Origin of the sequence: Micromonospora sp. NPDC050276, from assembly GCF_044459545.1 — a bacterium.
Lineage (GTDB): Bacteria > Actinomycetota > Actinomycetes > Mycobacteriales > Micromonosporaceae > Micromonospora.
Genome location: NZ_JBITJA010000003.1, coordinates 90,956 through 114,296 on the forward strand (window position 1 = coordinate 90,956; position 23,341 = coordinate 114,296).

20 protein-coding genes and 1 pseudogene are annotated in these 23,341 nt (G+C 71.5%); 14 read left to right on the plus strand and 7 right to left on the minus strand.

Annotation, left to right across the window (positions count from 1 at the left end; all coding sequences use genetic code 11):
* The first annotated feature begins 49 nt into the window (after positions 1-49).
* From ACIBF8_RS06485 to serA, 5 genes are all read left to right on the plus strand, one after another.
* Positions 50-2,404 carry a putative bifunctional diguanylate cyclase/phosphodiesterase gene (locus ACIBF8_RS06485; protein ID WP_396781753.1) on the plus strand — a complete coding sequence of 785 codons (2,355 nt, stop codon included), beginning with the start codon at positions 50-52 and terminating at the stop codon, positions 2,402-2,404.
* A 188-nt stretch (positions 2,405-2,592) separates the two neighbouring features.
* On the plus strand, positions 2,593-4,473 hold the full coding sequence (locus tag ACIBF8_RS06490; protein ID WP_396781346.1) for an acetolactate synthase large subunit: 1,881 nt from the start codon (positions 2,593-2,595) through the stop codon (positions 4,471-4,473).
* Positions 4,474-4,531: 58 nt separating this feature from the next.
* Entirely contained in the window at positions 4,532-5,047 is a 516-nt protein-coding gene (ilvN, locus tag ACIBF8_RS06495) for an acetolactate synthase small subunit (protein ID WP_088946549.1), read from the plus strand.
* Positions 5,048-5,141: 94 nt separating this feature from the next.
* A complete protein-coding gene (gene ilvC, locus ACIBF8_RS06500; protein WP_396781347.1) occupies positions 5,142-6,155 on the plus strand; it encodes a ketol-acid reductoisomerase in 1,014 nt (337 codons plus the stop codon).
* 398 nt (positions 6,156-6,553) lie between these two features.
* On the plus strand, positions 6,554-8,152 hold the full coding sequence (gene serA / locus ACIBF8_RS06505) for a phosphoglycerate dehydrogenase (protein ID WP_396781348.1): 1,599 nt from the start codon (positions 6,554-6,556) through the stop codon (positions 8,150-8,152).
* A 73-nt stretch (positions 8,153-8,225) separates the two neighbouring features.
* On the opposite strand, the gene ACIBF8_RS06510 is transcribed toward serA, so the two are convergent.
* Together ACIBF8_RS06510 and ACIBF8_RS06515 are read right to left on the minus strand one after the other, a co-directional pair.
* Entirely contained in the window at positions 8,226-8,582 is a 357-nt protein-coding gene (locus ACIBF8_RS06510; protein ID WP_396781349.1) for a hypothetical protein, read from the minus strand.
* A gap of 410 nt (positions 8,583-8,992) precedes the next feature.
* Positions 8,993-9,835, minus strand: coding sequence for an FAD:protein FMN transferase (locus tag ACIBF8_RS06515; protein WP_396781350.1), 843 nt, complete (start codon positions 9,833-9,835; stop codon positions 8,993-8,995).
* Positions 9,836-10,064: 229 nt separating this feature from the next.
* Between ACIBF8_RS06515 and ACIBF8_RS06520 the strand changes: the two genes are divergently transcribed.
* Together ACIBF8_RS06520 and ACIBF8_RS06525 are read left to right on the plus strand one after the other, a co-directional pair.
* Positions 10,065-11,096 (plus strand): 3-isopropylmalate dehydrogenase, encoded by a 1,032-nt coding sequence (locus tag ACIBF8_RS06520; RefSeq protein ID WP_396781351.1) that lies wholly within the window; start codon positions 10,065-10,067, stop codon positions 11,094-11,096.
* A 162-nt stretch (positions 11,097-11,258) separates the two neighbouring features.
* The gene (locus ACIBF8_RS06525) at positions 11,259-12,356 is read left to right on the plus strand and encodes a branched-chain amino acid aminotransferase (protein WP_396781352.1); all 1,098 of its coding nucleotides are present in this window, start codon (positions 11,259-11,261) and stop codon (positions 12,354-12,356) included.
* 102 nt (positions 12,357-12,458) lie between these two features.
* Here the strand turns inward: ACIBF8_RS06525 and ACIBF8_RS06530 are convergent, their stop codons facing one another.
* The 4 genes and pseudogenes from ACIBF8_RS06530 to ACIBF8_RS06545 form a co-directional block, all read right to left on the minus strand.
* Positions 12,459-13,229, minus strand: a complete 771-nt coding sequence (locus tag ACIBF8_RS06530; protein ID WP_396781353.1) for a tyrosine-protein phosphatase — start codon at positions 13,227-13,229, stop codon at positions 12,459-12,461.
* A gap of 55 nt (positions 13,230-13,284) precedes the next feature.
* Positions 13,285-13,743 (minus strand): PRC-barrel domain containing protein, encoded by a 459-nt coding sequence (locus tag ACIBF8_RS06535; RefSeq protein WP_396781354.1) that lies wholly within the window; start codon positions 13,741-13,743, stop codon positions 13,285-13,287.
* A 162-nt stretch (positions 13,744-13,905) separates the two neighbouring features.
* Complete coding sequence (locus ACIBF8_RS06540; protein ID WP_396781355.1) at positions 13,906-14,436, minus strand: carboxymuconolactone decarboxylase family protein; 531 nt, start codon at positions 14,434-14,436, stop codon at positions 13,906-13,908.
* Positions 14,437-14,462: 26 nt separating this feature from the next.
* A pseudogene (locus ACIBF8_RS06545) lies at positions 14,463-14,708 on the minus strand (redoxin domain-containing protein); the annotation flags it as partial.
* Between the two features lie 315 nt (positions 14,709-15,023).
* On the opposite strand from ACIBF8_RS06545, the gene cimA reads away from it, so the two are divergent.
* Positions 15,024-16,607 carry a citramalate synthase gene (gene cimA / locus ACIBF8_RS06550; RefSeq protein ID WP_396781356.1) on the plus strand — a complete coding sequence of 528 codons (1,584 nt, stop codon included), beginning with the start codon at positions 15,024-15,026 and terminating at the stop codon, positions 16,605-16,607.
* 179 nt (positions 16,608-16,786) lie between these two features.
* On the opposite strand, the gene ACIBF8_RS06555 is transcribed toward cimA, so the two are convergent.
* Positions 16,787-17,770, minus strand: coding sequence for an endonuclease/exonuclease/phosphatase family protein (locus ACIBF8_RS06555; protein ID WP_396781755.1), 984 nt, complete (start codon positions 17,768-17,770; stop codon positions 16,787-16,789).
* 339 nt (positions 17,771-18,109) lie between these two features.
* Between ACIBF8_RS06555 and ACIBF8_RS06560 the strand changes: the two genes are divergently transcribed.
* The 6 genes from ACIBF8_RS06560 to ACIBF8_RS06585 all read left to right on the plus strand — a co-directional run bounded on the left by ACIBF8_RS06560 (position 18,110) and on the right by ACIBF8_RS06585 (position 23,341).
* Positions 18,110-18,619, plus strand: a complete 510-nt coding sequence (locus ACIBF8_RS06560; protein WP_396781357.1) for a hypothetical protein — start codon at positions 18,110-18,112, stop codon at positions 18,617-18,619.
* A 406-nt stretch (positions 18,620-19,025) separates the two neighbouring features.
* On the plus strand, positions 19,026-20,075 hold the full coding sequence (locus tag ACIBF8_RS06565) for an AAA family ATPase (RefSeq protein WP_396781358.1): 1,050 nt from the start codon (positions 19,026-19,028) through the stop codon (positions 20,073-20,075).
* The gene (locus ACIBF8_RS06570) at positions 20,072-21,094 is read left to right on the plus strand and encodes a DUF58 domain-containing protein (RefSeq protein WP_396781359.1); all 1,023 of its coding nucleotides are present in this window, start codon (positions 20,072-20,074) and stop codon (positions 21,092-21,094) included. Before ACIBF8_RS06565 ends, ACIBF8_RS06570 begins: the two co-directional genes overlap by 4 nt.
* A complete protein-coding gene (locus ACIBF8_RS06575) occupies positions 21,091-22,050 on the plus strand; it encodes a VWA domain-containing protein (protein WP_396781360.1) in 960 nt (319 codons plus the stop codon). The genes ACIBF8_RS06570 and ACIBF8_RS06575 overlap by 4 nt, the downstream gene beginning before the upstream one ends.
* Before the next feature lie 38 nt (positions 22,051-22,088).
* Positions 22,089-22,946, plus strand: coding sequence for a S1C family serine protease (locus tag ACIBF8_RS06580; RefSeq protein ID WP_396781361.1), 858 nt, complete (start codon positions 22,089-22,091; stop codon positions 22,944-22,946).
* Positions 22,947-23,044: 98 nt separating this feature from the next.
* Entirely contained in the window at positions 23,045-23,341 is a 297-nt protein-coding gene (locus tag ACIBF8_RS06585) for a hypothetical protein (RefSeq protein WP_396781362.1), read from the plus strand.

Here is a 23,341-nt window from a genome sequence, read left to right on the forward strand (position 1 = left end):
ACGGCGTGCGCGCATCCGGCACTCTTGGAGGGTGCATCTTCCACCGGGCATGGTCGCTGTCGCGGCGCTCAGCGGGCTCGTCGCCGCGGTGGCGGCCGTACTGCTGACCATTGTCGCCCGGCGGCGCACGGGGCCGCGTCGGCCGGCGCACCTGCTGCTCGCGGCGGCCGCCGGGGGTGCCCTGCTCAGCCTCCTGGTCGGGGTGGCCGCCACGATCAGCGCGAACCAGCACTGGGCCCACGAGCAGGGTCAGCGCACCGGTTGGGCGACCGTGGTGGCGATCGGCACGGCGGTGAGCGGGCTGGCCTTCGCCGCTGGTCTGCTCCGGCTGCCCGGGGTGGCCGCCACCGCGGCGGGAACGACCCGGCTCGCCCTGGATGGGTTGGTCATGGCGGCGGCGCTGTGGTTCGTCGGCTGGGTGCTCTTCTCCGAGCCGACCCGGTTGCTCGGTTCCGCCACCCCGATGGCCTGTCCGGCGATCCTGGTGGCCACGGTGAGCGCCGCGCTCAGTGCGGGGGTCGCCGTGATCGTCGTCTTCCGGGCCGCCACCCCACGTCGACGGCTCGCCGCGCTGGGCGCCGGCATCAGCGCGGTGACCTGCGGCGGCCTGGGTCTCAGTGCCGGGCTCTGCCAGGCCGGGCCGACCATGGCGCTGACCGGTGTGACGTTGCTCGCCGCCGGCCTGCTGACCGTCGCGCTCGCGGTGCACCGGGCCGACCGGCCCGGGCACGTCGACCTGGACCTGGTCGGTCGCGACGGCGAGTACGCGATCGCCCCGATGCTGGCGATGGCCGCCTCGGCGATGTACCACCTCGCCCAGGATGGCCGGTTCACCGCGGCGGGCATCGTGGCCGGCAGCGTGGAGGGCTTCGCCCTGGTGGCACGGCAATACCTCACCCTTCGCGACGTCCGGGGGTACGCGGGCCGCCTGGCCGAGCGGGAGGCGCACTTCCGCGAGCTGGCGCACACCGATCCGCTGACGTCGTTGGCCAACCGGCGCGGGCTGCTCCGCGCGCTGCACCGCAACGCCGCGGACCACAACCCGTGCGTGCTGCTCGGTCTCGACCTGGACGGCTTCAAGAACGTCAACGACATGCGTGGCCACGACGTGGGTGACGCCGTACTGGCCGAGGTGGGCCGGCGGCTGCGCGGCAACCTGCGCCCCGGCGACGTGGCCGCCCGGCTGGGCGGCGACGAGTTCGCCGTACTCATGCGAGGCCGGCCGGTCGAGGCGGACCGGGTCGCCGAACGGCTCCTCGGGGTGCTCAACCGGCCGTACGACCAGCCGGAGGGGCCGGTCTTCCTGTCGGTGAGCATCGGCGTGGCCGACTGGGCCGACGAGCCGGACGTGGAGCTGCTGCTGCGCCACGCCGACCTGGCACTGCGCTACGCCAAGCAGCGTGGCAAGAACCGGATCGAGCGGTACGACGCCGCGTACGACAAGCTGCTGCGCCGACGCACGACGGTGGAGCACGAGCTGCGTGGGGCCATCGACCGCGACGAGCTGCGGTTGGCGTTCCAGCCGGTGGCGTCGCTGCCGTCGGTGCGGCCGGTGGGCGCCGAGGCTCTGCTCCGCTGGCACCACCCCGAGCTGGGTAACGTCCGTCCGGACGAGTTCATCCCGCTCGCCGAGGAGTGCGGCATGATCGCCCCGCTCGGCGCCTGGGTGCTGCATCAGGCCTGCTACCAGCTTTCCCGGTGGCTGGCGGACGGGCACGACGTCTGGGTGTCGGTCAACGTGTCCCCGCGTGAGCTGCACGCCCCGGAGTACGTGGTTCAGGTCGCCGAGGCGCTGCGCGCCCACCACGTGCCGCCGCAGCGGCTGGTGTTGGAGGTCACCGAGCACGCGGTCGCCACGGACCTGGACGAGCTGATCCGGCGGCTGACCGCGCTGCGGTTGACCGGTGTCCGGATCGCGTTGGACGACTTCGGGGCCGGCTACTCGTCGCTGGGGCAGTTGCGCCGGCTGCCGATCGACATTCTCAAGATCGACCACAGTCTGGTCGCCGAGCACGAGCCGGTCCGCCCGGTCGGCCAGGACGGTCCGGCGTTCGCGCCGATGGTCGACATCGTCATGCGACTGGGCCACCAGTTGGGGCTGGAGGTGATCGCCGAGGGGGTGACCACCCCGACCGAGCTGGCCGCGGTGGTGGCCGCCGGTTGCCGGTTCGGCCAGGGCGCGCTCTTCGGCTGGGGGGTGCCGGCCGAGCACCTGGAGGCGATGCTGGAGGCGGCCACCTCGCCGGGTGCGCGTCCCGCTCCGGTGCCCGCACCACGTCGGGTCCCCGGCCGGTCCGAGCAGCTCAACCCCGCTGCGGATGGCGCGTCGCCGGCCGACGCGCCGCACTCCGTTAACCAACATGTGGGATCAGTTGACTCATCGCGTGAGATGCGTCAGGCTTAGCCGCATGTCGTCGTACCGGTCGCTGCGAGTACTTACCTGAGCGCACTCTCCCTCACCGAGAGTGCGCTGGCCCCGTGCATCTGCACGAGGGCCGTTTTTATTGCCATCGGAACCTGGCGAGACGGGCCCCGCCCGCATCGCATCGCTTGACTAGCCACCAGCCACTCCAGCCGAAGGCCAGAACCGCCATGACGAGACCCACGCCCGAGACCCTCGCCCACACCGCCCGCCGGGCCCGCGCGGCCGCCGACCCGAGCCTCGACGTCGACCAGGCCGGCACACGCACGGCCACCCCGGCCGTCCCGGCGGTACGGCCCACCGCCGCAGCCCAGGTCTCCGGGGCCGGCTCCCTCGTGCGGTCCCTTGAGGCGCTCGGTGTCGACGTCGTGTTCGGCATTCCGGGTGGCGCGATCCTGCCGGCGTACGACCCGCTCTACGACTCGACGGTCCGGCACATCCTGGTCCGCCACGAGCAGGGCGCGGGGCACGCGGCGACCGGCTACGCGCAGGCCACCGGCAAGGTGGGCGTCTGTATCGCCACCTCCGGCCCGGGTGCCACGAACCTGGTCACCCCGATCGCCGACGCGTACATGGACTCGGTGGCGATGGTGGCGATCACCGGTCAGGTGGCCCGCCCGTCGATCGGCACCGACGCCTTCCAGGAGGCGGACATCCAGGGCATCACCCTGCCGATCACCAAGCACAACTTCCTCGTCCAGAACGCCGAGGAGATCCCACAGGTGCTGGCCGAGGCGTTCCACCTGGCCAGCAGCGGGCGTCCCGGCCCGGTGCTGGTCGACATCCCCAAGGACGTGCTCCAGGCGCCGACCACCTTCAGCTGGCCGCCCACCCTGGACCTGCCCGGCTACCGGCCGACCCTGCACCCGCACGGCAAGCAGATCCGGGAGGCGGCGCGGCTGATGGCCGGCGCCCGTCGGCCGGTCCTCTACGTCGGCGGCGGAGTGCTCAAGGCCGGCGCCACCGACGGGCTGCGCCGGCTGGCCGAGCTGACCGGCATCCCGGTCGTCACCACGTTGATGGCGCTCGGGGCGTTCCCCGACTCGCACCAGCAGCACCTGGGGATGCCCGGCATGCACGGCACGGTCGCCGCGGTCTACGGCCTGCAGAAGGCGGATCTGATCGTCGCGCTGGGTGCCCGCTTCGATGACCGGGTCACCGGCAAACTGGACTCGTTCGCCCCGGACGCGGCCGTGGTGCACGCGGACATCGACCCCGCCGAGATCGGCAAGAACCGGCACGTGGACGTGCCGATCGTCGGCGACGCCAAGCACGTCATCGACGAGCTGATCGCCGCGGTGACCGTCGAGCGTTCAGCGGGCCGCACCGCCGATCTCGGCGACTGGTGGACGCAGCTGGACGACCTGCGTAACCGCTACCCGCTGGGCTACGACGAGCCGGCCGACGGGACGCTGTCCCCGCAGTACGTGATCAAGCGGCTGGGCGAGATCGTCGGCCCCGACGCGATCTTCGTGGCCGGGGTGGGCCAGCACCAGATGTGGGCGTCGCAGTTCATCTCCTACGAGAAGCCGTACACCTGGTTGAACTCCGGCGGCCTCGGCACCATGGGTTACGCGGTGCCGGCGGCGATGGGCGCGAAGGTCGGCAAGCCGGACACGGTGGTCTGGGCGGTGGACGGGGACGGCTGCTTCCAGATGACCAACCAGGAGTTGGCCACCTGCGCGCTGGAGGGCATCCCGGTCAAGATCGCTGTCATCAACAACGGCAATCTCGGGATGGTCCGGCAGTGGCAGACGCTCTTCTACAACGAGCGCTACTCCAACACCGAACTCGGCACCCACAAGCACCGCATCCCCGATTTCGTCAAGCTCGCCGAGGCGCTGGGCTGCGTGGGGCTGCGGTGCGAGAACGCGGCTGACGTGGACAAGACCATCGCCGCCGCCATGGAGATCAACGACGCGCCCGTGGTGATCGACTTCGTGGTCGGCAAGGACGCGATGGTCTGGCCGATGGTCGCCGCCGGCACCAGTAACGACGAGATCATGTTCGCCCGTGGCGTCCGCCCGGTCTTCGACGAGGATGACATCTAGTCATGACCGAATGCACCGAGCGCAGCGAGGGCCATGAGGGCATGACGAAGGAGACGCAGTGACAATGCACACGCTTTCCGTGCTGGTGGAGAACAAGCCGGGCGTGCTCGCCCGGGTCTCCGGCCTGTTCTCCCGGCGCGGGTTCAACATCGACAGCCTCGCCGTCGGCGAGACCGAGAACCCGGACGTCTCCCGGATCACCATCGTGGTCAACGCGGAGTCGTCCCCGCTGGAGCAGGTCACCAAGCAGCTGAACAAGCTGGTCAACGTGCTCAAGATCGTTGAGCTGGATCCGCAGGTCTCGGTCGCCCGGGAGTTGCTGCTGGTGAAGGTCCGCGCCGACCGGTCCGCGCGGTCGCAGGTGCTGGAGACCGTCAACCTGTTCCGCGCCCGGGTGGTCGACGTCGCACCGGACACGTTGACCATCGAGGCCACCGGCACCCCGGACAAACTCGACGCGCTCCTGCGTGACCTTGAGGCCTTCGGCATCAAGGAAATGGTCCAGTCCGGGCTGGTGGCGATCGGGCGCGGCTCGCGGTCGATCACCGCCGGTCCGGCGCTGCGGGCCGCCTGACCCGCCGCCGGCCGGCCCCGGCGGGCCGCTCGGCGAATCCATCCGCACAGACCACGACGGGCCGCCCCGGCCGTCGTACGAAAGGGAAGTTCTCATGAGCGTTGAGGTGTACTACGACGACGATGCCGACCTCGGCCTGATCCAGGCCAAGAAGGTCGCGGTGATCGGCTACGGCAGCCAGGGCCACGCCCACGCGCTGTCGCTGCGTGACTCCGGCGTCGACGTGGTGATCGGGCTGCCGGAGGGCTCCAAGAGCCGTCCCAAGGCCGAGGAGCAGGGCCTGCGGGTGGTCACGCCGGCACAGGCCGCCGCCGAGGCCGACGTGATCATGGTGCTCGCGCCGGACACCGCCCAGCGCGGGCTTTACACGGAGTCGATCGCGCCGCACCTCACCCCGGGCAAGGCGATCTTCTTCGGCCACGGCTTCAACATCCGGTACGGCCTGATCAAGCCGCCGGCCGAGGTCGACGTGGCGATGGTCGCGCCGAAGGGCCCCGGCCACCTGGTCCGCCGCCAGTACAGCGACGGCAAGGGTGTGCCGTGTCTCGTCGCCGTCGAGCAGGACGCCAGCGGCAACGCGCTCGCGCTCGCCCTCGCGTACGCCAAGGGCATCGGCGGCACCCGGGCCGGCGCGATCAAGACCACCTTCACCGAGGAGACCGAGACCGACCTCTTCGGCGAGCAGGCGGTGCTCTGCGGCGGTGCCTCGGCGCTGGTGCAGACCGGTTTCGAGGTGCTCACCGAGGCGGGCTACGCCCCGGAGGTGGCCTACTTCGAGTGCCTGCACGAGCTGAAGCTGATCGTCGACCTCATGTACGAGGGCGGCATCGCGAAGATGCGGTACAGCATCTCCGACACCGCCGAGTACGGCGACCTCTCCCGTGGCCACCGCATCATCGACTCCCGGGTCAAGGACGAGATGCGCAAGATCCTGGGCGAGATCCAGTCCGGCGAATTCGCCCGCGAGTGGGTCGCCGAGGACGAGGCCGGCCGGCCGAACTTCACCAAGTGGCAGGCCGAGGGTGCGGCGCACCCGATCGAGGAGACCGGCAAGAAGCTGCGCGGCATGATGAGCTGGGTCGACCGCCCGATCACCGAGACCGCCTGACCGTCCGGCTGGGCCGGACGACGAACTACCGACAGCCCCGGGGCCGGCGCTCTCCCCAGCGCCGCCCCGGGGCTGCCGGGCATGCTGCCGCCCGTCGATGCGTCGGGCGGCATTTCCGTGCGCCCGGACATCCGCTGCAAGGGCCAGGTGACCGACGCCACCAGGGTCCGGCGTGGTCAGGCAACCATGTCGGTCAGATGAACGGTCGATGTCCGTCGCCCGGCCGGGCGTGTGAGGGCACTCACCCCGAAGACCTGAACACGCCGCCCAGCGGGGCACCTACGATCGCGGGTAGGTGCAGCAGCCGGCACCTGACGGCCACGGCACGGATCAGCGCAGGGCGCAGTGCGGCGCCCCGCCGCCCGGGCCGATCGCATACACGACCTCTACGAGGACCGATGAATCCTGTCGTACTGATCGCCGAAGAACTCGCCCCCGCCGCCATCGAGGTGCTCGCCCACGACTTCGACGTCCGTCACGTCGACGGCACCGACCGTCCGGCCCTGCTCTCGGCGCTCTCCGAGGCCGACGCCGTCATCGTGCGCAGCGCGACCCAGATCGACGCCGAGGCGGTCGCCGCCGCGCCGCGACTCAAGGTGGTCGCCCGGGCCGGCGTCGGGCTGGACAACGTCGAGGTGCCGGCCGCCACCGCGCGGGGCGTCATGGTCGTCAACGCACCCACCTCCAACATCGTCTCCGCCGCCGAGCAGGCCGTTGCGCTGCTGCTCGCCGTCGCTCGCAACACCGCGAGCGCCAGCTCCGCGCTCAAGGCGGGGGAGTGGAAGCGGTCGAAGTACACCGGCGTCGAGGTGCAGGGCAAGACCGTCGGCGTGGTCGGGCTCGGTCGTATCGGGGTGCTGTTCGCGCAGCGCATCGCCGCGTTCGGCACCCGGCTGATCGCGTACGACCCGTACATCCAGCCGGCCCGTGCGGCGCAGCTGGGCGTACGCCTGGTCGGGCTGGAGGAGCTGCTGCGGGAGAGCGACTTCATCTCCATCCACCTGCCCAAGACGCCGGAGACGGTGGGCCTGATCGGCGAGAAGGAGCTGGCGATCGTCAAGCCCGGCGTGCGCATCGTCAACGCCGCCCGGGGTGGGCTGGTCGACGAGCAGGCGCTCGCGGACGCGATCGCCGAGGGTCGGGTCGCCGGCGCGGGCGTCGACGTGTACAGCAAGGAGCCGTGCACCTCGTCGCCGCTGTTCGCCTTCGACAACGTGGTGGCCACCCCGCACCTGGGCGCCTCCACCCACGAGGCGCAGGACAAGGCCGGCCTCGCCGTGGCCAAGAGCGTCAAGCTGGCGTTGCAGGGCGAGTTCGTCCCGGACGCGGTCAACGTGCAGGTTGGCGGTGTGGTCGCCGAGGACGTCCGGCCGCTGCTGCCGTTGGCGGAGAAGCTCGGCCGGGCGTTCACCGCGGTCGCCGGCGGGGTCGCCGCCAGCGTCACGGTCGAGGTTCGCGGCGAGATCGTCGGCCACGACGTGTCGGTGCTCAAGCTCGCCGCCACCAAGGGCCTGTTCAGCTCGGTCGTCGAGGAGCAGGTCACCTACGTCAACGCCCCGCACCTGGCCGCCGAGCGTGGCGTCGAGGTCACCCTGGCCACCCTGACCGAGACGGCCGAACAGCCGACCCTGGTCACGGTGCGCGGCGCGCTGCCCGACGGCCGCACGGTCAGCGTCTCGGGCACCGTCACCCACACCGGCGCTCGGGACGTCCTGAAGCTGACCGAGGTGGATGGCTTCGATGTGGAGATCGGCGCGGAGGGCATCCTGCTCTTCCTGCGCTACGCCGACCGACCCGGTGTGGTCGGCACGGTCGGCACCCTGCTCGGCGAGTCAGGCATCAACATCGCCGCCATGCAGGTGGCCCGTCGTGAGGCGGGCGGCGAGACGCTGATGACGCTCACCGTCGACCAGGCGCTCGGCGCGGACCTGCTCACGTCGGCCGCCGAGTCGATCGGTGCCACGGCGGCCAGCGCCGCCGACCTGCGCGACGAGTAGTAATTGGCAAGCACCATGGGGGGCCTGGCGATTCGCCGGGCCCCTCGTCATTTCCGTCCGTGCCGCTGGCGGGTCAGCCGGGCAGTCGCGCCGGCGGCGGATAGACCGAGCCGTCCTGCGGGTCGAAGAGCATCAGCCCGTGCTCGCCGGCCAGCCGCTCGATGTCCAGCAGCACCTGGTCCGCGCAGGTCGGGTGCAGGTTCAGCTCGACGTGGTCGTGCGCCGCGTGCAGTGGCGCCACCGCCCACGGGCTGTTCGGGCCGGGGTGACGGTCCGGATAGGACGCGGTGATCGCCCGGTAGAAGCTGACCACCCGCGGATCGGGGTAACGGTCCACGTGTCGCCCCTGCCGGCAACCGTCGACCGCTGTCCGCACGTCCTCGGGCGTCGCCCCGTCGTCCAGGGCCCACACGCTCAGATCGAAACTCACGGCGGATAGCGTGCCATCCGCCGTTCACCATGTCGAAACTGCCTCGCCGCCGGTCAACCATCGATTCCCAGAGTCTGCGGTCGCGTCGGTCCGGTGTGGAGACTCTTGCGTCGAGTTGCGTCGATTCGCTAGCGTACGCACTGCGGTCACTGGCCGAGTTCGAGGCGCCGGCCCGTCTTCGGGTGGCGCGGTCGACGTCCGGCCCGACCGGTCCGCACCCCTCGATTGTGCGAGCCACGCGCACTCGTCGCTGACCGGCCCCCACGGTCGTTGCCGAGACCGTGGGGGCCGATCGCGGCCCGACCGGCCGACAATCACCGAGAGCGGCTGGGTTCACCGGCTCACGCGGCCGAGGTGCGAATCGGGCCGGAGCACCGTGGGGAGACGGGCTCGGTGCGACGACGTTCCGTTCAGCGGCGGTGTGCGAAGAGCGCGCGATAGTCGGCGTTGCCCCGGAACCACGCCAGGCCGGTGGGGCCGGCGGCGTAGAGCGCGGTGGCGTAGGCGTCGGCGATCGCCAGGTTGGGGCCCACGACGGTGGCGGCGACGAGGTGGTCGGCCGGCTCGCCGGTGTGCGGGTCCACCACGTGCCCCTGCCGCCCGGTCACCCCGGAAGTGCCGACCGCGCCGGCGGTCATCTCCAACACCAGCGGCGCGCGCTCCGGCTCGGTGGGGTGATGCACCGCGACGCGCCAGGGCCCACCGTGCGGGGCCCGGCCCCGGACGACGAGGTCAGCGCCGGTGAGTACGGCGTAGTCGTGGATGCCGGCGGCCCGCAGCCGCTCGGCGGCGCGTTCCACCGCCCAACCGCCGAGCAGGCCGCCCGGGTCGAAGCCACCGGGAACCGCCCAGGCGTCGAACCATCCATCGGTGGCGGCTCGCATGGCCGCGCAGCGGTCCACCAGGTCGGCGAGCGGTGGGTACGACTCCGGGCTGATCTCGCCCCGCCGCAGCCGGGAGACCAGGCTCTCCGGTCGGTTGGGGCCGTAGGCCAGGTCGATGGCGCGCAGCTCCGCGACGCTGTCCCGCAGTGCCTCGCCCACGCCCCGGCGACCGAGCCACTCGGGGGCGTTGAGCAGCAGGGTGTACTCGGCGGTCGCGGTGCGGATGGTGTGCTGCACCGCGATCCGGCCCTCGGTGGCGGCGGCCGGGTCGATCCGGTGCCGGCGGCTGCCGAGTCGGAGATCCGGCCGGCGGTTGCGGAACGCGGACGGGTCCGGCCAGCGGGTCCGTGGTTGCTCGTCGATGCGCATCGCATCCGCCCCCTCGCACGTGGTGTCGCGCCGTCGCGACCGCCATCGGTCAGCGGGCCCCCGCGACCCACCGACCACTACGGTAGGCAGCGGAGATGACCGCCCCATGAGTCCCAGCTGAGAGGGTGCTGTGCATCCGTCCGTCCCAGATCGTGGACGCAGTGTACCGGGAGGCGGGACGGCGACGTACCGTTGCCGGGACGGAACCGTTGAGCAGAGGAGTGCGGTCGTGGCGCGGATCGCGGTGGTGGCCGGGGACGGCATCGGGCCCGAGGTGGTCGCGCAGGCCCGCAAGGTCCTCGACGCGGTGCTGCCCGACGTGCAGGCCACCGAGTACGACCTGGGTGCCGCCCGCTGGCACCGAACCGGAGAGGTGCTGCCCGACTCGGTGCTGACCGAGCTGGCCGGGCACGACGCGATCCTGCTCGGCGCGGTCGGTGACCCGACCGTTCCGCCGGGTGTGCTCGAGCGGGGGCTGCTGCTCAAGCTCCGGTTCGCCTTCGACCAGTACGTCAACCTGCGCCCGTCCCGGCTCTGGCCCGGGGTCGCCGGTCCGTTGAACACCGTGAAGCCGGGCGAGGTCGATCTCGTGGTGGTGCGGGAGGGCACCGAGGGGCTCTACGCCGGTGCCGGCGGCTCGCTGCACCGGGACACCCCGGCCGAGGTCGCCACCGAGGAGAGCCTGAACACCCGGCACGGCGTGGAGCGGGTGATCCGCGACGCGTTCGCCCGTGCCGGCCGCCGGGAGCGGCGCAAGGTCACCCTCGTGCACAAGACCAACGTGCTCACCCACGCCGGCTCGCTCTGGGCGCGTACGTTCGACGCGGTCGCCGCCGAGCACCCGGATGTCGCCACCGAGTACCAGCACGTCGACGCGGCGGCCATGTTCCTGGTCACCCAGCCGCAGCGCTACGACGTGGTGGTCACCGACAACCTCTTCGGCGACATCCTCACCGACATCGCCGCCGCGGTCACCGGTGGGATCGGGTTGGCCGCCAGCGGCTGCATCAACCCCGAGGGGGCGTACCCCTCGATGTTCGAGCCGGTGCACGGCTCGGCGCCGGACATCGCCGGCCAGGGCATCGCCGACCCGGTCGCCGCGGTGCTCTCCGCCGCGCTGCTGCTGGAGCAGCTCGGGCACAGCGAGTCCGCCGCCCGGGTCAACGCGGCGGTCGCCGCCGAGCTGGCCAGCCGGGTTCCGGGCGTGACGCTGCGTACCGAAGAGGTCGGCGACCGGCTTGCCGCCCACGCCGTAGCCTGACCGTCGACGCCCGAGTGGCGACCGGCCCAGCGTCGGCCTGCCCGGGCAGTCTGTCCCGCCCGACCGGCGCTACCCGCTGAACGACCGTTCGGGGTAAGTTTCTGGCACAGCCATGTCGGTGTGCGGTCCCGCATGCCGTTGTCCCGCAGGGAGGTCAGCGCGATGAGCGGTGGTGACAAGCTCGACTTCGAGATCCGTCCGAATGCCGCGCCGGTATCCGCCGCCGATCGGGCCGCCCTGCTGGCCAACCCCGGGTTCGGCCGCGTCTTCACCGACCACATGGTCACCATCCGCTACGCCGACGGCAAGGGCTGGTACGACGCCCGGGTAGAGGCGCGCGCCCCGATCCCGATGGACCCGGCCAGCGCGGTGCTGCACTACGCGCAGGAGATCTTCGAGGGGCTCAAGGCGTACCGCACCGCCGACGGTGGCGTGACGATGTTCCGGCCGGACGCCAACGCGGCCCGTTTCGTCACGTCCGCGCAGCGGATGGCGATGCCGATGCTGCCACCGGAGGTCTTCGTCGACTCGCTGCACAAGCTCATCGAGATCGACCGCGAGTGGATCCCCACCGGTGAGGACGGCAGCCTCTACCTGCGGCCGTTCATGTTCGCCAGCGAGGTCTTCCTCGGCGTCCGCCCGGCCAACGAATACCTCTACATGGTGATCGCGTCGCCGGTCGGGGCGTACTTCACCGGTGGTGTCAAGCCGGTCACCGTCTGGGTCTCCCCGGACTACACCCGGGCCGCGCCCGGTGGCACCGGCGCGGCCAAGTGCGGCGGCAACTACGCCGCGTCGCTGGCGGCCCAGGCCGAGGCCATCGAGGCCGGTTGCGACCAGGTCGTCTTCCTGGACGCCGTGGAGCGCCGGTTCGTCGACGAGTTGGGCGGCATGAACGTCTTCTTCGTCTACGACGACGACACCGTGGTCACCCCACCGCTGACCGGCACCATCCTGCCGGGCATCACCCGCGACGCCATCCTCGCACTGGCCGGTGCGGCCGGGCACCAGGTCGAGGAGCGGCCGGTCACCTTCGCCGACTGGCAGGCCGACGCCGCCAGCGGTCGCCTCCGGGAGGTGTTCGCCTGCGGCACCGCCGCGGTGGTCACCCCGATCGGTGGGGTCCGCTTCCCGGACGGTGAGTTCCTGATCGGTGGTGGCGAGCCCGGCCGGGTCACCATGGCCCTGCGCCAGCAGTTGGTCGACATCCAGCGTGGCAAGGCCGCCGACCCGCACGGCTGGGTGCAGCGAGTCTTCTGACCTCCGTCGCCGCGCCGGCCCGTCCATTCGGGCGGGCCGGCGCGGTCGGCCTTACGCGTCGGTCGGCCTTACGCGTCGGTCGGCCTTACGCGTCGGTCGGCCTTACGCGTCGGTGGGCTTCACCGTGGTGGGCTCGTCGAGCAGGTGGTCGCGGAGCGCGGCGAGCTGCTCGTCGGTCACCCCGGCGTGGCGCAGGTACCCCTCGACCGAGCCGTACCCCTCGCGCAGCTCGTTCAGGAAGATCTGCATCGCCTCGGCGGGTGAACTCAAGAACGGCGCCGGCACGTCCACACCACCCGGGTTGATGGAGGCCAGCCAGGCGCTGTAGCGGGCCGACGCCTCGGTGCTCAACGCGTAGTCCGCGGTGATGTCCGCGTCGTCCACGCCCAACACGGCGAGGGTCAGCGCGCAGACGATGCCGGTGCGGTCCTTGCCGGCGACGCAGTGCACCACCACCGGGGCGTTGGCGGAGTCGGCGATCAGCCCGACCGCCTCCGCCAGCCCGGCGGTGCCGGTCTGGGCCAGGTCGGCGTACCGGTCCGCGAGGTACCGGGCGAGGTCGACGCCCTCCTCGTGCGGCGTACCCGCCCAGTCGTCGTGCTCCGGGTGGATGTGCCGGTAGGTCAGCCCCTGGTACGCCGGCACCCGGCCGTCCCGCTCCACCTCGGTAGGTCGGCGCAGGTCGATGACGGTACGGATGCCGATCGCGGCGAACGCATCCCGGTCCTGCTCGGTGAGGCGGTGCAGCGAGTCGGAGCGGTAGAGCCGGCCCCGGCGTACGGATCGCTCGTCGTGGCCGAGGTAGCCCCCGACGTCGCGGAAGTTGAAGGTGGCGGGGAGCGAGAGCTGGCGGTTGTCCTCGGTGGCGTCCACGTTCACACGGTAACGGCCGGTGGGAACACGTCCCACCGGCCGTCGGGTCGAACAGTCACCGAGCGGTGCCGGGCGGGAGCGTGCCGTACGTCTCGTCGTAGTAGCCGCCCAGCTGATCCCGGTAGCTCGGGTCGCTGTGGCTGGTCTCGTCGTACTCCGGGGCGGCCTTGATCTGGTCCCGGGTCCGGTCGACGGAGACGGTGCGCTGGTCGTGGTCGACCTGGTTGACGGTGCCGGCCGGCAGCATCACCTTCTTGCCGAAGATCCACGGCCCGGTGTCCACGACCAGGTAGCTGCCGCCCACCTCGTGGCTGGCGCTGTCGATCTTGCCGACGCCGCCGTCGGTGGCCTCGACCTTGTAGCCGACCAGGTCAGCGTCGGCCACCCCGGCCTGGTCCCGGTAGCGCCAGGGGTCGAACGTGCCGGCCGGCGCGCCACCGGGCACCGCGCCCTGGTCGCCGCCGCGCAGCGGGTCCGGCCCGGCGTGGGTGGCGTGCGGATCGATCCTGTCCATGCCGTTCACTCCTGACTGTCACCGATCGTCTCGGCGTAGCTGGGTGCGTCCCCCAAGGAGCTACCCGGCCGTCGGGGGCCGGAAACGGCGAGAGGCCGAGGCCACGTACGGCGACGGGCCGACGCCGCGCGGTGCGGCGGCGGCCCGTTGAGGCGTACGTGTTCAGGCCAGTGCGGCCTCGGCGTCCAGGGTGACCGCCGCGGCGTGCACCACGGCGGAGATCCGCAGAGCCTCGTGCACCTGCTCCCGGCTGAAACCCCTGTCCCGCAGCGCCTTCTCGTGCGACTCCAGGCACACGCCGCAGCCGGAGATGGCCGACACGGCGAGGCACCAGAGCTTGAAGTCGCCCTTGTCCACCCCCGGCCTCGCGACGATCTGCATCCGCAGCCGGGCCGGCATCGAGGCGTACTGCTCGTCGCCGATCAGGTGCGTGGCCCGGTAGTAGATGTTGGTCATCGCCATGATCGCCGCAGCGCCCTTGGCGGCCTCGACCCCCTCCGGCCCGAGGTGCTCGAGCGCCTCGGCCGCGATCTCCCGCAGCACCACCGGGTTGCGGGCGGCCACCGCACAGGCCAGCGCGGTGCCCCAGGTCTGCACCGGGGTCAACGTCGAGGTGCCGATGGTGGAGCCCAGGTTGAGCTTGATGTCCTTGGCGTACTCCGGGAGGGCTGCCGTGATCGCGTCCAGGCCCATGATCAGAACCCGGCGGCGGCGAGGATCGCGTCACCGCTGTTCCAATGGGCCCCGAGGACCTGTGCATCTCCGCCGGCGAATGCGCGGTTGAGTCGACCGAACTCGGCGATCTCCGTCGGGCTGATGGAGGTGAAGTCCATCGGCCCGACGAAGACCACACGCCACTTGCCCTCGTGGGACGTGTGGTTGATCGTCTTGGACGCGTTGTTGGCGCCCAGCGATACGCAGGCGGTGAGTCCGTGCTCAGGTAAGCGGTCACTGACGGTGAGCACAGGTCCTCCTTGCAGACGGCACGTGGCCGTCATTGGATCCGCTCCAGATGCTTCCGCACGACTGTTCCCGCCGGTGAGCGGCCCGGTGGCTTGTGAAGCCGATCACGAGCGGTGGTTCCGACTGAACGAACCCTCAGTAACCGTCCCGCCATGTGGATAGTTCCTCCCAAAATCACGGGCGGAGTGGCAGAGTGGCCATCGTGACCAGCACCGTCCTGATTATTGCGACCTAGCGCGCCGGCTCTCCCCTCCGCCGAGCGCGCAGACCTCCCGCATCCGCGGGAGGTCTTTTTGTTGCTCCGAGAAAGGATCCTGATGACGTTCCAGGTCTACGACACCACGTTGCGCGACGGCGCCCAACGCGAGGGGCTCACCTACTCGGTGGTCGACAAGCTGGCCGTGGCACGGCTGCTCGACGAGTTCGGCGTCGGCTTCATCGAGGGCGGGTGGCCGGGCGCCGTCCCCAAGGACACCGAGTTCTTCCGCCGCGCCCGCACCGAACTGGACCTGCGGCACGCCGTACTCGTCGCGTTCGGCGCCACCCGCAAGGCCGGCGTCGCGGTCGCCGACGACCCGCAGGTGCGCGCCCTGCTGGACGCGCAGACCCCGGCGGTGGCGCTGGTCGCCAAGGCCGACACCCGACACGTCGAGCGCGCGCTGCGCACCACCGGCGCGGAGAACCTGGCGATGATCCACGACACCGTCAGCCACCTCGTCCGCGAAGGCCGACGAGTCTTCGTCGACGGCGAACACTTCTTCGACGGCTACCGGCACGATCCCGCGTACGGTGCGGCGGTGGTGCAGACCGCGCTCGCCGCTGGCGCCGAGCGGATGGTGCTCTGCGACACCAACGGCGGCATGCTGCCGTCCCAGGTGACCGCCGTGATCCACGGCCTGACCGACAAGCTGGGGATCGACGCCGGCCTGCTCGGTATGCACGCGCAGAACGACACCTCCTGCGCCGTAGCCAACACCATCGCCGCCGTCGAGGCCGGCGTCCGCCACGTGCAGGGCACCGCCAACGGGTACGGCGAACGCCCCGGCAACGCCGACATCTTCGCGGTCGTCGCCAACCTCCAACTCAAGCTGGGCATGCCCGTCCTACCGGAAGGCTGCCTGGCGCAGATGGTGCGGGTCTCGCACGCCATCGCCGAGATCGCCAACATCGCCCCCGACACCCACCAGGCGTACGCCGGGGCCGCCGCCTTCGCCCACAAGGCGGGGCTGCACGCGAGCGCGATCAAGGTCGACCCGTTGCTCTACAACCACGTGGACCCGTCGGTGGTGGGCAACGACATGCGGATCCTGGTCACCGAGATGGCCGGTCGGGCCAGCGTCGAGCTCAAGAGTCGCGAGCTCGGCCTGGACCTGGCCGGCAGTCCGGACGCGCTGACCCGGGTCACCAAACGGGTCAAGGAGTTGGAGGCGGGTGGCTGGTCCTTCGAGGCGGCCGATGCCTCCTTCGAGCTGCTGGTCCGCTCCGAGCTGCCGGAAGGTAGCCCGGCCCGACCGTTCACCCTGGAGTCGTACCGCGTGTTGGTCGAGCACCGGGAGGACGGCGCGGTGGTCTCCGAGGCGACCGTGAAGATCCGGGTACGCGGTGAGCGGGTGATCGCCACCGCCGAGGGCAACGGCCCGGTCAACGCCCTCGACGAGGCGCTGCGGGTGGGGCTCGCGCAGCACTATCCCCAGCTGCGCGACTTCGAGTTGGCCGACTACAAGGTGCGCATCCTGGAGGGCAGCCACGGCACCGGCGCGGTCACCCGCGTTCTGCTGGAGACCTCCGACAGTGGCGGCCGCGACTGGACGACGGTCGGCGTCCACCCCAACGTGGTTGAGGCCAGCTGGCACGCCCTGGTAGACGCCCTCACCTACGGCCTAGCCCCCACCCGCGTCTAACGCCCCCACCCCACCCCACCCGCGCCTCCGGCCCCGCTGGGGTCGATCATGGAGTTGTGGTGGTGTGCGTAACGGGCTTCGGTGCCCAAAACGCCCACCAGAAGTCCATGATCGACCGGGGCGGGGCGGGGCGGGGCGGGGCGGGGCGGGGTGCGGGGTGCGGGGTGGGGGGCGGGATGTTAGGGGGTGGGGAGGTGGAGGGTGGCTAGGACGGGGCGGTGGTCGCTGTTGGGGAGGGTCAGCACCCTTGTCGAACGGACCGCTATGCGCCGGTCGACCAGTACGTGGTCGATGGTGACCGGTGGGATGAGGTCACCGTCGTACGGACCCCAGGTGCCGGTCAGGCCCTCTCCGGTGGCGTCGGCGGCGTCGACGTAACCGGTGCGCAGCAGGGCCCGCAGTGGGCTGTGGTCGAGGGTCGCGTTGAAGTCCCCGGCGAGGATGCTCAGTCCACCGTCCGGGGTGGCTGGTGGTTGGGCGGTCAGGTCGCTACGCCAGGCGTCGACCTGGTCCAGCGCGTACGGCGCCGAGGGGTGGGCCGACTCGACGCGGACCGGGGGCCCGCCGGGAACCGTCACCGTCGCGTACGCCTGGGTGAAGCCCCAGCCGTTGAGGTTGCGCCGGAGGCCGACGTCGGTGAGCGGCCACCGTGAGTAGAGCCCGGAGCCGGGCGTGCCGACTTCCGGGTTGAGCTGTCGGTGGGGCAGCAGCTCGGCGAGGCCGAGCTGATCCAGGGCGGCCTGCGCATCCGGCGTGAACTCCTGCACGGCGAGCACGTCCACCTGGTGTCGCCGGACCAGCTCGACAAGCGTCCGCGCGTCGCCGGCGCCGGCGAGCAGGTTGGCGGTGAGCAGGCGTACGGTCGGCCCGCCCGCCGCCGGCTGCGGGCTGGCCAGCGCCCGGGGTGCGACGGCGCCGAGCAGCGCGATCGCCGCCAGGGCCGCGACCGCCGCCGGCCACCAGCGCCGCAGGGCGAGGGTGAGGGCCAGGACCAGCACGCTGACCCCCGCGACGTACGGCGTGAAGGCGAGTGCCTGCACCATCGGCCCCCGGTCCAGGCCGAGCAGTCGGATCGCCGCCCAGAGGGCTGTGGGTGCGGCGGCCAGCCAACAGAACACCGTGCCGAGTCGAGCGTTTCGGTACGCGGGCGGAGCGTCGACGATCACGACGATGATCGTAGTCGGGTCCGACGAAGCCGTTTCATGAATGGTGATGCGCTCACATTTCACAATTATCTGACGGGTGGTAGACACCCCGAAAAAGCGAGATCAACTATTGACTGGCGGCTTTTTCCGGTGCTACGTTCCATCTGGCCTAAACGACGCAACTCTGAGTAGTAACCCCAGCTCAGATGGGATGCAGATCGCTGAGAAATCAACCTCTTCGGGGTAAGTGAATCAGCTTTATCCCACCCCACTGTCGTCGTACGCCTATTTATGGCTGTCATCCGTCCCGCCCCGCGGGTCGGCCGAATTCGCACGGTCACACAAGGGGGACCTGTCATGAGCACATCCTTCCGACGTAAGGCGGCGGCGGTCACATTCGCCGTCCTGGCGCTCAGTCTGGCCGGCGGGGGCATCGCTCTCGCCCAGCCGTCGGCGAAGGCGCCGCAGGAGGCCGCCCAGCCGGCGGCACGCGCCACGAACTCCCAGCCTCCGGTCAGCGCCGAGTCGGCGCGCGTGGCGAAGGCCGCGCTGAAGGCGGGTGCGGCCACCACGCTGGTGGCCACCAACGTCTTCACCGTCGTCAACTCCAACGGCACCAAGGCGCGTGGCGGCGGCACCGTGGTCAAGTACGGCACCGGTCAGTACGAGGTGATCTTCGGTCACAACGTGTCGGCTGGCGCCTTCCTGGCCACCATCTCCCGGTCCGACTCCTGCTGCATCCCGCCGGCCGGCGAGGTCTCGGTCGCCCCGCGGCTGCTGACACCCAACGCGGTCTTCGTGCAGACCCGCAACTCGGCCGGGACCCCGTCCGACCTGGGCTTCACCCTGCTCACCCACACACCCTGACCAAACCGACACCCGGCCCCCGTCGCCTACGGCGCGGGGGCCGGACCCGGTCCGCTTGGCGCGCGGATCCTCCGGCCGCGCCTCGGCCAACCCGTCCGGGCGTTGATCCACTCGACTTTCGGGAAGTCGCGGTGTCCTGAGCGTGTGGACACCCCGACTTCCGTGAACCCGAGATGATCAGCGTCGACGGGCACCCCCGCCGGGCCGGCTGCTCATGAGGGCCGTCCTCGACCGGTTCGTGCCGGTCGGGCGCGTCCTGGCCGGTCGCCTGACGGTTGTGCGCTCCTCAACGGGCTCGCGATGGTCGTCACCCTTCCGCGCGGCTCATCCCCATTCCGGCCACTCCGGGCCGGTCCGGCCCGCACAATCCGACGTTTGCCGGGCGTGTGCCCGGGAAGCAAGCACCGTGACGGACATCTCGGACACCCTGGCCAGCATGCCCAGCCCGGTCGATCCGGAGCCGACCGGCATCGAGCTGGAACAGACCCTCTTCGAGGTCAAACGCGTGATCGTCGGGCAGGATCGCCTCGTCGAACGCCTGCTCACCGCCCTGGTCGCCAACGGACACTGCCTCCTGGAGGGGGTGCCCGGCGTGGCCAAGACACTGGCCGCGCAGACCCTCGCGACCGTGGTCGGCGGCACCTTCTCCCGGATCCAGTTCACCCCGGACCTGGTGCCCTCCGACATCGTCGGCACCCGGATCTACCGGGCGTCGAAGGAAACCTTCGACATCGAGCTGGGCCCGATCATGGCCAACCTGGTGCTGGCCGACGAAATCAACCGGGCCCCGGCCAAGGTCCAGTCGGCGCTGCTGGAGGCGATGGCCGAACGGCAGGTCTCCATCGGCGGGCGCAGCTGGCCGGTACCGGAGCCGTTCCTGGTGCTGGCCACCCAGAACCCGATCGAATCCGAGGGGGTCTACCAACTCCCGGAGGCGCAGCGCGACCGGTTTCTGATGAAGGTGGTGGTCGACTATCCGAGCGACGCCGACGAACTGGCCATCCTCTACCGGATGAGCACTGATCGGCCGAGCCCGCGCCAGGTGCTCGACGCGCAACGGCTGCGGGACCTGCAAACCCACGCCGAGCGGGTCTTCGTCCACCACGCGTTGGCCGAGTACGTGGTGCGGCTGATCCTCGCCACCCGCGACCCGGGCCGGTTCGGGCTGCCGGAGATCGCCCCGCTGCTGGCGTACGGAGCCAGCCCGCGGGCCACCCTGGGCCTTGTCGCGGCCGCCCGGGCGCAGGCCCTGCTGCGAGGGCGGGAGTACGTGCTGCCCGAGGACATCCGCGAGCTGGCCGTCGACGTTCTCGCCCACCGGCTGGTGCTGTCCTTCGACGCCGTGGCCGACGGGGTGTCGGCCGAGAGCGTGGTGCGCCGGCTCGTCGAGGCGGTACCGCCGCCCCGGCTGGCCAGCGGGCATCCGCAGCAGGCGCCGGATCTGGCGGCGGCATGAGACGCGCGACCACCGCGTCGGCCGGCACGTCAGCCGACCCCGGCCTGGCCGAGCTGGCTCCGGACCAGCGCCTGCGCCGGTTGGAGCTGACCGTCACGCGTCGACTGAACGGCCTGCTCCACGGCCAGTACCGCGGGCTGCTGCCCGGTCCGGGCAGTGAACCGTCCGGCAGTCGCGAGTACCGGCCGGGCGAGGACGAGGTCCGTCGGATGGACTGGGCGGTGACGGCCCGGACCGCCGTGCCGCACGTCCGGCAGGTCGACGCCGACCGGGAACTGACCACCTGGCTGCTCGTCGACGGCAGCGCCAGCATGGAGTTCGGCACCGCCGAACTGGACAAACGGGAACTGGCGGTGGCCGCCGTCGCGGCGGTCGGGTTCCTGACCGCGGGTGTCGGCAACCGTCTCGGCGCCCAGGTGCTGCGCGCCGACGGGGTACGCCGCTTCCCGGCCCGCAGCGGGCGTACCCATCTGCTTGCCCTGCTCCGCACGCTGCTCGCCGCCCCGCGTGCCACCGCGCCCACCGGGCGGCCGGGGCGCGGGCCGGCGGACGCACCACCGGATCTCGCGGACGGGCTCGACGCGCTGCACCGGATCGCCAACCGGCGGGGACTGGTCGTGGTGGTCTCCGATTTCCTCGACGGCCTGCCCGACGACCCCGGCCAGCCGGCACCCTGGGAGCGGACCCTGCGCCGGCTGGCCGTCCGGCACCAGGTGCTGGCGATCGAGGTGACCGACCCGCGTGAGTTGGAGCTACCGGACGTCGGCCTGATCACGTTCGTCGACCCGGAGACCGGTCGGCACCGCGAGGTGTGCACATCGGACCGGCGGCTGCGCGAGCGGTACGCCGAGGCCGCCGCCGCCCAGCGCGACCAGGTCCACCAGGCGTTGCGTCGCAGCGGGGCCACCCACCTGCCACTGCGCACCGACGGGGATTGGAGCGCGGACATCGTCCGGCACATCCACGCCCAGCGTCGGTTGGCCGCCGCGCCGGTCGGCCAGCGGGGAGGTGCCGCGTGATCTGGCAGTCGCCGCTGCGACTCTGGCTGCTGCTCGGCGTGCTCGCCCTGGTCGTCGCCTACCTGGTGATGCAGCGGCGACGCAGCCGGTACGCGGTCCGCTTCACCAACCTGCGGCTGCTGGACCGGGTGGCGCCGGAGCGGCCCGCCTGGCGTCGGCACGTACCGGCCGGGCTCTTCTTGGCCATGTTGGCGCTGCTCGTGGTCGGCTTCGCCCGCCCGAGCGCCGAGGTCCGGGTGCCCCGGGAACGGGCCACCGTGATGGTGGCGGTGGACGTCTCCACGTCGATGCTCGCCACCGACGTCGAACCGGACCGGTTGACTGCGGCGAAGCAGGCCGCCCGGCGCTTCGTCGAGGGCCTGCCCGACGAGTTCAACGTGGGTCTGGTCGCCTTCGCCGGCAGCGCCGCCGTGCTGGTGCCGCCGGGCACCGACCGGGAGGCGCTCGACGAGGGGATCGACCGGCTCGCCGAGGGGATCACCGGGGTGCAGGGCACCGCGATCGGTGAGGCCATCAACACCTCGCTCGGCGCGGTCAAGAGTCTGGACAGCGAAGCCGCGAAGGAGCCACCGCCGGCCCGGATCATCCTGCTCTCCGACGGCGCCAACACCTCCGGGATGGACCCGATGGAGGCGGCGGCGGAGGCGGTGACGGCGGAGGTGCCGGTGCACTCGATCTCGTTCGGCACACCGTCGGGGTTCGTCGACCGCGGTGGCCGGCCCATCCAGGTGCCGGTGGACGGGCAGACCCTCAAGGCGGTCGCCGACGAGACCGGCGGGATCTTCCACGAGGCCAGTACCACCGACGAGCTGCGCGCCGTCTACGACGACATCGGCAGCTCGGTCGGCTACCGCACGGAGCGGCAGGACGTCTCGGCCCGATTCATCGGCCTCGGACTGGTGTTCGCCATGGGCGCCGCCGCCGGCTCGATGCGCTGGTTCTCCCGGCTGCCCTGACCGCCGCGCCCAACCGACGTCGACCGTGAGGAGTACGCATGGCAGTGCAGACCGGACTGGGCGAACCGCGCGGTCCCTGGTTCATCTCGCCGGAGCTCGACCCGGACGGGCGCGGGTGGTGGGACGCGCCCGAGCGCGACCCGGGCGGGCGGCGGCCCGGACGGTTGCTCGCCGTGCTGGCCGTGGTGGCGGTCTCCGCGGTCTCCGGTGCTCTCGCCGGTGGCGTGGTGGCCAGTCGGGACGGGGCTGGGGGACCGGCTGCCGCATCCGCCGCCCCGGTGCCGGCGGAGCTGGTCACGGCGGCCGAAAAGACCGTACCCGGGGTGGTGTCGGTGCTGACCGGTGGCGCGACCAGTGGCTCGTCCGCGACCGGCTCCGGCTTCGCCGTGGACGACCAGCAGCACCTGATCACCAACGACCACATCCTGGCCAAGGGGGGTGGCGGACCGGTGACCGTGGAACTGCCCGACGGCCGCCGGTTCGCCGCCGAGGTGATCGGACGTGAGCCGCGCAGCGACCTCGCGGTGCTGAAGGTGCCGGCGTCGGCCGGCCTCACCCCGTTGCCGTTGGCCAAGCCGGGCGCCACCCGGGTCGGTGAGCCGGTGCTCGCGGTGGGTTCGCCGCTCGGCCTGGCGGGGACGGTCACCGCCGGCATCGTCAGCGCGCTCGACCGGGAGGTACGGCTCGGCAACAACCGGCACAGCGCGGTGCAGACCGACGCGTCCATCAACCCCGGCAACTCCGGTGGCCCGCTGGTCAACGCGCGCGGCGAGGTGGTCGGGGTGAACACCGCCATCGCCACCATCGACGGGAACGGGTCGATCGGCATCGGGTTCGCCATCCCGATCGAGCAGGTGCAGCAGACCGCCGACACGATCATCGGCAAGGGTGGCTGAGCTGGCCGAACGCCCCTGCGGGGGCCGCCACTGTCGGATATCCGGCCGGACAGCATCGGGCCATGGAAATATTACTGTCGGTATGGATACTGGCGGAGGTGGAGCGTCCTCTTCTCACGGTCCTCCTGCTGGTGGGCCTGGTCATCGGTTGTGCAGTGGGGTCGGCGTACGCCCGGGCACGACGCGGGTGGAACGATTACCAGACCGTCAAGAAATCAGTGCCGGGCGCCCGTCGGGGCGCCTGGTCGCTGATCCGTGGGGTAGCTGTCAAGGCTGTGGTGATCGGGCTGCTGCTCTTCGGTGCGGTGGCGTACGCGGCGGTCGGCTCCGACGAGGAGACGGCCGGGCCGGCACCCAGTCAATCCCCGACGCAGAGCGAGCCTGCGCACCGATGA